The 2,000-nt window shown below is 42.0% G+C and carries 1 protein-coding gene; it reads left to right on the top strand.

Annotated elements, in window-relative coordinates; genetic code table 11:
- Positions 1 to 2,000 (top strand): GAF domain-containing protein (locus QUA03_RS28770; RefSeq protein WP_333217120.1); only part of this gene is annotated, 2,000 nt, incomplete at both ends.

A 2,000-nucleotide genomic window follows, 5' to 3' on the forward strand; every position in this document is an offset into this window, starting at 1 on the left:
TTTGCTCAGGCAAAATCTGAGCTAGAAAAAGCCGAAATATACAACATTTTGATCGTGCAGTACACTCTGCTGAGTAAATATGAAGCAGCAGTTCAATCGGGATTAAAAGCGCTTCACTTGCTGGGCATAGACTTGGCTGAAGATAGTTTAAGTGAGGCGATTAATGCGGAAATGGCGACAGCTACAGCTAACTTGGCAAACCAAGAAATTGCTTCATTAATTCATGCCGAAAAGATGAAAGACTCGGCTCAACAAATGGCTATGAAATTATTGGGTAACATGGGTCCACTAACGTTCTTTTCATCTCAAGAACTGTGGAAGTTGACTGTGATTAAAGCGATTAACCTTTCTCTCAAGTACGGTTTTGTAGCGGGAGGGTCTTACTGCTATTCGTGTTATGGAATTATTCTGAATTCAATTTTAGGGGATTACCAATCGGCTTATGAGTTTGGCAGACTCGCTATGACTCTCAGCGAAAATTCCAATAACTTGTCTCAAAATTGCCAAGATAGTGTGATTTTTGCCAATTACTTAAACTGCTGGGTGAGACCGCTCAAAACTACGGCGGAAATTAATAACGAAGGTTATAAAGTTGGTTTGCAATCGGGCAATTTGCAATGGACTGGTTATAACCGGATGTTTCAAACTATTACCTATTTCTTCCAGGGCATGAATTTGAATAACCTTTTGGAAGATATTGGTAAGTCGCTCCATTTTTGCGAGCAAACTAAAAACTTCTGGGCGATTGATATTATTATTGCTAATAAAATAGCAATTTTAAATTTGATGGGCGAAGAGGATGATGTTAGCGAAAAACAGCATTTAGAAAATTTCCACAGCCGTAAAAGTATGGCGGCGCTGTGCGAGTTTTATGTTTTAAAAGCGCAAACTTTCTATCTTTACGGACTGTATAGTGAGGCGCTAGAAGCCTCTGAACGCGCGGCAGAGCTGATCGATTATTTGATGGGTCATATTTCTAGTGCTCACCATTATTTTTACCGTTGTCTGATTTTGACGGCTCTGTATTCAGAGGTTTCTGAATCGGAGCGAAAAGATTACTGGCTGCAATTAGAAGCTAATCAGAAACAAATCAAAGTTTGGGCGGATAATTGCTCGGAAAGTTTTGCACATAAGTTCTGGCTGGTGGCGGCAGAAATGGCGAGAATTTCAGGTGGAGATTTGGAGGCTATGGATTTGTACGATCGCGCGATAGCTGAGGCGAGAGAGGGTGATTTTATTCAGAATGAAGCGCTGGCGGCGGAACTTGCTGCTAAGTTCTGGTTGGGGAAAGATAAAGAAGAATTTGCCCAAATCTATTTGACTAAGGCTCACTATGGCTACCAATACTGGGGTGCTAAACGTAAAGTTGAGAGTTTGGAGGAAAAATATCCTCAATTAATCGCGAGAACTTCAGGGAAGACAACTACTCAAACTAAAGTTAATCGCACTACGACGGCTACTACTAGCAACAATTTGGGTGAGACGCTAGATTTAGCTACGGTGATGAAAGCTTCTTTCGCGATTTCGGGTGAAATAGTTTTGAGTAGGTTGCTGGAAAGATTGATGAAAATTGCGATCGAGAATGCCGGGGCGCAAAAAGGTTTTTTGATTTTAGAAAAAGGGGGAAACTGGGCGCTAGAGGCGGAAGGTTTGGTGCAGGAGGATGAAGTTAGTGTGCTGCAATCGCTTCCTCTCAATCCCACAGCAGCTTCTGGGGGTACTCCTTTGCTGGCTTGTGCGATCGCCAATTATGTGATTCGCACTCAGGAAAATGTGGTGTTAAATAATGCGGCTCAAGAGGGACAATTTACCCGCGATCCTTATATTGCAGCTACTCAACCGAAGTCTATTCTTTGCACTCCTCTGCTGCACCAAGGTAAGCTGACTGGCCTTCTTTATTTGGAAAATAACTTGATTGAAGGGGCTTTTACTACCGATCGGCTAGAATTGTTAAAACTTTTATCTGCCCAAATTGCTATTTCCATTGAGAATGCTCAACT

This window comes from Microcoleus sp. S36b_A4 (assembly GCF_036700645.1).
Lineage (GTDB): Bacteria > Cyanobacteriota > Cyanobacteriia > Cyanobacteriales > Microcoleaceae > Microcoleus.